Origin of the sequence: Actinomadura sp. BRA 177, from assembly GCF_013372625.1 — a bacterium.
Lineage (GTDB): Bacteria > Actinomycetota > Actinomycetes > Streptosporangiales > Streptosporangiaceae > Spirillospora.
On sequence record NZ_JABXFD010000071.1, the window covers coordinates 1 to 6,496 of the forward strand.

At 72.2% G+C, this 6,496-nt stretch carries 4 protein-coding genes and 1 pseudogene; 1 reads left to right on the plus strand and 4 read right to left on the minus strand.

Going from position 1 to position 6,496, the window contains the following annotated elements:
* A pseudogene (locus HUX53_RS39790) lies at positions 1-208 on the minus strand (hypothetical protein); the annotation flags it as partial.
* 218 nt (positions 209-426) lie between these two features.
* Here HUX53_RS39790 and HUX53_RS01055 point away from each other — a divergent pair.
* On the plus strand, positions 427-2,430 hold the full coding sequence (locus tag HUX53_RS01055; RefSeq protein WP_176401280.1) for a phosphatase PAP2 family protein: 2,004 nt from the start codon (positions 427-429) through the stop codon (positions 2,428-2,430).
* A 3-nt stretch (positions 2,431-2,433) separates the two neighbouring features.
* On the opposite strand, the gene hpnH is transcribed toward HUX53_RS01055, so the two are convergent.
* Genes hpnH through HUX53_RS01070 form a run of 3 tightly spaced genes read right to left on the minus strand, consistent with a single transcriptional unit; the run spans position 2,434 to position 6,320 of the window.
* Positions 2,434-3,438, minus strand: a complete 1,005-nt coding sequence (gene hpnH / locus HUX53_RS01060; RefSeq protein ID WP_176401281.1) for an adenosyl-hopene transferase HpnH — start codon at positions 3,436-3,438, stop codon at positions 2,434-2,436.
* Between the two features lie 3 nt (positions 3,439-3,441).
* Entirely contained in the window at positions 3,442-5,331 is a 1,890-nt protein-coding gene (gene shc / locus HUX53_RS01065) for a squalene--hopene cyclase (protein WP_176401282.1), read from the minus strand.
* Positions 5,331-6,320, minus strand: a complete 990-nt coding sequence (locus tag HUX53_RS01070) for a polyprenyl synthetase family protein (protein WP_176401283.1) — start codon at positions 6,318-6,320, stop codon at positions 5,331-5,333. The genes shc and HUX53_RS01070 overlap by 1 nt, the downstream gene beginning before the upstream one ends.
* Positions 6,321-6,496 lie beyond the last annotated feature (176 nt).

Consider the following 6,496-nt stretch of genomic DNA (forward strand, 5'->3'; position numbering starts at 1 on the left):
TCGTGTTTTTTTTTTTCAGACAGAAGCGGGCATACGAGTTAGGAGCCCGTCTCGGGGGCTCGGAGAGGGGTATAAGGGACAGCGGTGGGCGCGGGCCGGGCCCGTGGCCGAATCCGCCGGGCGGCCCCCAGGGCGCGCCGCCGAACAGCGCGCCGAAGTTCGGGAAGTCGCCGCCTGCCCAGGGGCCGTGCGCGTGCCTGTGTCCCATGTTCTAGCACCACCTTCTGAGATCTTCTGAGACCTCTCTATGATCCTTCGCGATACGACAACGATATATCGAAGACGTACCGCTGGGCCAGATGGTTCCCGGACATTCGTCCGAATGGGACAGGCTTCGCTGTCGGCGAACCCGGGCATGATCTCCGATACCGGGCGGCACCGTCTGATTCCGCGATTCCTGGGTAGACACCCGGTCCGAGGGGGACGATGGGCACACACGAGGTGGTGACCGCGCGGGACGCGGTCGTGACACCGCGCGCCGCCGGCGGCAGGCCGCGCGCCAGGAACGAGCTGCTGCTCGGCCTGGCGCTCTTCACCGTGTACTCGCTGGTCACCATGCTGCCCGAGCAGGGCCGGGTGGAGGCCGCCCGCGACCACGGGGAGACGCTCTTCCGGCTGGAGCGCGCCCTGCACATCGACATCGAGCCGACCCTCAACGGATGGCTGGCGAACCAGCCGGTCCTCCGCGTGTTCGCCAACTACGAGTACGCGATCACCTACATCGCGAGCGCGCTGGCGCTGCTCACCTGGTTATTCATCCGGCACCCGGAGCGGTACCGGACGGCCCGCAACGCCTTCGTCATGCTCAACCTGGCCGGCCTGGCCTGCTTCGCCCTGTTCCCCGTGATGCCGCCGCGGCTGATGCCCGACCTCGGCTTCGTCGACACCGTCACCGAGGGCCGCACCTGGGGCTCGTGGGGCTCGCCCATGGTGAAGCACGCCGACCGGTTCGCCGCCGTCCCGTCCCTGCACATGGCCTGGACGATGTGGGTCGGCGTCGAGCTCGCCCGCGTGAAGGCGAAGCGCTGGGTGCAATGGTTGAACGTCGCCCACATCCTCCTTACCCTCTACGTCATCCTGGCGACCGCGAACCACTTCCTGGTGGACGCGGTGGCCGCCGTCCCTTTCGTGGTGGTCCCCGTGTACATCGCCGAGCGCATCGCCCATCCCCTGTCCGCCCGCGTGCAGGGGCCCGACGCCTTCTTCCTCTCCGTGGAGACGCCCGCCGCCCCGCAGCAGGCCGGCGGCGTCATCATGCTGGACACCTCGCGGGGCGAGGTCGGGCGCGACGACCTCGTCCGCGTCATCAAGGAACGGCTGCCCGGGCTGCCCCGGTTCCGGCAGCGGCTCCACCGGCGCGGCCGCTGGCGCCGCCCCGTCTGGCACGACCACGACCCGGTCGACTGGGAGTGGCACGTCGCCGAACGGCACGTCGACGGCATGGCGGGGCTGCGCGCGGCCGTCGCCGAGGTGCAGTCGGAGCGGCTGCCGCTCGACCGGCCGCCGTGGCGGATGGTCGTGATGAAGGGCGCCGAGCCCGGCCGCACCGCCGTCGTGTACCTGATGCACCACGTCGTCGCCGACGGCGTCGGCATCGTCGCGCAGGCGATGTACCTGATGGAGCCGCCGCCCGACAACCTCGGCGCCAAGTTCCCGCGCAAGCCGTTCCAGAAGGCGGTCGCCACCGTGGTCGGCCTGGGCCAGCTCGCCACCGCCGTGACGAAGCCCGACCGGCTGCCCGCCGGCGGGACGTCCGAGCGCCGGTTCAGCTCCATGCAGCTGCCGCTCGTGTCGGTCCGGGACGTGGGGCGCCGCTACGACTCCCGGGTCACCGACGTGGTGCTGTGCGCGGTCGCGGGCGCGCTCAACCGCGTCGTCAGCGAGGACGACGGGCGCCCCGACACCTGCCGCGTCGCCGTGCCGCTCATGATGCGGCCGCCCGGCAGCGCGATGGTCGGCAACCACACCACCGCCGTCATGGTGGACCTGCCGGTCGGGAAGATGGCCGAGGCCGACCGCCTCGCGCTGATCACCAAACGCAGCCGCGTGCTGCGCTCCGGGACCCGCGCGCAGGCCGCCTGGTTCGTGATGTGGCAGGCGGGACGCATCATGCCGGTGCCGCTGCACGCCCGCTTCGCCCGCATGTCGTACAGCGGCCGCTTCCTGCAGGGCACCGTGTCGAGCCTCCCGGGCCCGGACAAGCCCCTGACGCTGGCCGGCGCGCCCCTCACCGCCGTGTACCCGATCGTCCCGCTCGCGCCGGGCGCACCGCTCGCGATCGCCGCCCTCGGCGTCGACCGCGAGCTGTGCTTCGGCGTCTCCCTCGACCCCGGCCTCACCGGCGACGCCGACGCCTTCATGGACGCCGTCCACGACGTCATCGAGGAACTCCGCGACGCGGCGCCCGCGCCCGCGCCCGAGCCGGAGTGACCGCTAGATGCTGCGCATGGCGCGGAGTGACTCCTTGAGGGAGCCCATCGTCGCGAACACGGCGGTGGGCTCGTAGCCGCAGTGCGCCATGCAGTTCGCGCACCGGTCGTCGCGTCCCCGCCCGTAGGCGTCCCAGTCGGTGGTGTCGAGCAGCTCCTGGTAGGTGTCGCAGTAGCCGTCGTCCATCAGGTAGCAGGGACGCTGCCAGCCCTTCAGCGAGTACGACGGGATCGCCCACGCCGTGCACCGGAAGTCGGCCCTCCCTTCGAGGAAGTCCAGGAACAGCGGCGAGTGGTTGAACCGCCAGCGCTTGCGCCGGCCGTCCGCGAACGCCTTCGCGAACAGGCTCCGGGTCTCCTGGACGCCGAGGAAGTGGTCCTGGTCGGGCGCCTTCTCGTAGGCGTACGCCGGCGAGATCATCATCTGGTCGACGCGCAGGTCGTCGTTCAGGTAGTCGAGGACGTCGATCACGGTCTGCGGGGTGTCGGTGTTGAACACGGTCGTGTTCGTCGTGACCCGGAACCCGCGCTCCTGGCACATCCTGATCGCCTCGACCGCCTGGTCGAACACGCCCTCCTTGCAGACGGACGCGTCGTGCCGCTCCCGCAGCCCGTCGATGTGCACCGCCCACGCGAAGTAGCGGGACGGCGTGAACCGGTCGATCTTCTTCGGGATCAGCGCGGCGTTCGTGCACAGGAACACGTACCGCTTCATCTTGATCAGCCGGTCGACCAGCTCGCCGATCTGCGGATGCATGAGCGGCTCGCCGCCCGCGATCGACACCATCGGCGCGCCGCACTCCTCGATGGCCGCGACGGCCTGCTCGACCGGCATCCGCTGCTTCAGCACGTCCGCCGGATGCTGGATCTTGCCGCAGCCCGCGCACGCCAGGTTGCACGCGTACAGCGGCTCCAGTTCGACGATCAGCGGGTACTTCGCCCGGCCCGCCAGCTTGTTGCGCAGGACGTACCCGCCGACGCGCAGGCTCTGCCGCAGTGGCATGCCCATGGTTCAGGCCCCTCTCAGGTACCGGCCCAGCGCCGAGAGCGGGAACACCAGCCGGTACAGGTGGTAGTTGATGTAGAAGTCGCCGGGGAACCCGGTGCCGGTGAAGTGGTCCTCGTCCCACGTCCCGTCCGGGCGCTGCCGCTCGGTCAGCCAGCGGACCCCGCGCTCGACGGCCGGGCCGCGCTCACCGGCGGCGAGCAGCGCGAGCAGCGCCCACGCCGTCTGCGACGCGGTCGACGCCCCGTGCCCGACCCACGACCGGTCCCGGTAGGAGCGCAGGTCCTCGCCCCAGCCGCCGTCGTCGCGCTGGTGGCGCTCCAGCCAGCCGACCGCGTCCCGGATCACCGGCTTCTCCGGCCGGACGCCCGCCGCGATCAGCGCCGGGACGACGCTGCCCGTCCCGTACACGTGGTTGGCGCCCCATCGGCCGAACCAGGAACCGTCCGGCTCCTGCGCCTTCAGCAGCCACACGACGGCCCGTTTGGCCAGCAGCGAGTCGGCCATGCCGCGGTGCGCCAACGCCTCCACGACATGCGCGGTGACGTCGGCGGACGGCGGGTCGATGACCTCGCCGAAGTCGCAGAACGGCAGCTTGCGGCACAGCGCGCGGGTGTTGTCGACGTCGAACGCGCCGAACCCGCCGTCCTTGGAGACCATCCCGGCCATCCACCGGACGCCCCGCTCGATCGCCGGTTCCGCCCTCGGGTGCTGGACGCGGTCGAGCGCGATCACGACCTCGGCGGTGTCGTCGACGTCGGGGTAGACGTCGTTGTCGAACTCGAACGCCCACCCGCCCGGCGGCAGGCCGGGGCGCCGCACCGACCAGTCGCCCGGCCCCTTCACCTCCTCGCCGATCACCCATTCCGCGGCCCGCTCCAGGGCGGGGTGGCCTGCGGGCAGGCCCGCGTCGGCGAGCGCGTTCATCGCGAGGACGGTGTCCCAGACGGGGGACTGGCACGCCTCCAGGCGCCGCCCCTGCTCGTCCCGGATCGTGAAGCGTTCGAGCCCGTCCAGGCCGCGCTGCATGACCGGGTGGTCGAGGCCGTAGCCGAGCAGGTGCAGCGCCAGCAGCGAGTACACCCACGGCGGCTGGATGCCGCCCCACGACCCGTCCCGCTCCTGCCGCGCGACGATCCACTCGGCGGCGCGGCGCAGCGCCGCGTCCCGCAGGCCCTTCACGGGGCGCCGCTGGTAGAGGTGCAGGGCCTTGTCGAGCGCCCCGAACGCCTCGCCCCAGCCGGGCGTGCGCCGCCTCTTGGCGCGCGGAATGTCGTAGTCGGGGACGAGCTCGTCCAGCCCGAACGGCAGCGGCCGGACGGGACGCACCGCGCCCACCACGGTCAGCGGGACGATCGTCTGCCGGGCCCAGCACGCGAAGTCGTAGACGTTCAGCGGGAACCAGCGCGGCAGGAACATCATCTCGGGCGGCACCACCGGCAGCTCGTCCCAGGACCAGCGGCCGAACATCGCCAGCCAGAACCGGGTGAACACGCGGGCCGCCGGGACGCCGCCCTCGCTGCGGATGTAGGCGGCGGCGCGGATCATGTGCCCGGCGTCCGGCAGGTCCCCGGCGAGCCGCAGCGCCACGTACGCCTCGACGGTCGTGGACAGGTCCGGCGGGCCGTCGTGGAAGTTCGCCCACGTGCCGTCGGGGGCCTGCTGCGACCGGATCCAGCGGGCCGCCTCGTAGGTGTCCTCGTCGGTGCGGATGCCGAGGAACTCGCGCAGCAGCAGGTCCTCGGCGTCCATCGTGACGTTGGTCTGCAGCTCGCCCTTCCACCAGCCCTCCGGGGACTGGAGCAGCAGCAGGTGGTCGCGGGCGGCCTCCAGCGCCTCGGCGGCCGTCCGGGCCGGCGCGGTCTCTGGTGTTTCCGGTGTTTCCAGCGTTGTCATCAGTGGTCCCGGCGGGTGACGAAGTCGGCGATGCGGAGGAATTCGGCGCGGACGGAGTCCGGCAGGCGGGCGGACAGCAGGTGCTCGGCGGCGCGCTGGATGCGGCTCTCGGCCTCGATCTCGGCCCAGGCGCGCCCGCCCGCCGCCTCCACCAGCGCGGCGGCCTCGGCCAGGTCGTCCTCGGACGGCTCGGGCCGCGCGTACAGGTCGGCGAGCTTCGCCGCCTCCGGCGTCCCGGCGTTCAGCGCGGCCACGACGGGCAGCGACATCTTGCGGGACCGCAGGTCCGACATGGCCGGCTTCCCGGTCGTCGCGGGGTCGCCCCAGATGCCGAGCAGGTCGTCCACCAGCTGGAACGCGATGCCGAGGTCCGTGCCGAACGCGTCCAGGGCGTCCGAGAGGGACTCGGGCGCCCCGTCCAGGACGGCCCCGATCGAGCAGGAGCACGCCAGCAGCGCGGCGGTCTTGCCGGACGCCATGGCGACGCACTCGTCCACGCTGATCTGGCGGCGCGTCTCGAAGTCCATGTCGAGCGACTGGCCGGCGATGAGGCGGCGGGTGGCGGCGGACAGCGCCCGCGCCGCCCGCGCCGAGCCCTGGCCCGGCGCCTCCAGCAGCACCTCACTGGCGAGGGCGAGGAGCGCGTCGCCGGCCAGGATCGCGGACGCCTCACCGAACACCGTCCATGCCGCCGGACGGTGCCTGCGCATGCGGTCGCGGTCCATGATGTCGTCGTGCAGGAGTGAGAACGCGTGGACCAGCTCCACCGCGACGGCACCCGGCAGAGCGCTCTCCGGCGGGGCCACCGCGGCGCGTGCCGACAGCAGCGCGAGCGCCGGACGGAGCGCCTTGCCCACGGGCTTCTTGCGCGGATGCCCCTCCTCGTTCGTCCAGCCGAGGTGGTAGGCCGCCACCCGGTACGTGCGCGGATCGAGCCGCCCGACGGCGGCGCGCAACGCCCCGTCGACCAGCTCGCGAACATCGCTCATCGAGACCGGAATAGCAGTCACCGGCCCCTCACCCCCTCTAGGCGCAGGATCGGTCTCTAGGCGCGGGATCGGCCGGGGCTCGGGGGACACGGCGCTCACCGGTCCCGCACCCCCTCCAGGTGGCGGCGGACCAGCCGCGCGGCGGTGAGGCCGCTGCCTGGCTCCTATACACATCT

Coding starts and splice junctions, on each gene's coding strand:
- HUX53_RS01055 (WP_176401280.1), top strand. CDS start 427: ATGGGCACACACGAGGTGGTGACCGCGCGGGACGCGGTCGTGACACCG.
- hpnH (WP_176401281.1), bottom strand. CDS start 3,438: ATGGGCATGCCACTGCGGCAGAGCCTGCGCGTCGGCGGGTACGTCCTG.
- shc (WP_176401282.1), bottom strand. CDS start 5,331: ATGACAACGCTGGAAACACCGGAAACACCAGAGACCGCGCCGGCCCGG.
- HUX53_RS01070 (WP_176401283.1), bottom strand. CDS start 6,320: ATGAGCGATGTTCGCGAGCTGGTCGACGGGGCGTTGCGCGCCGCCGTC.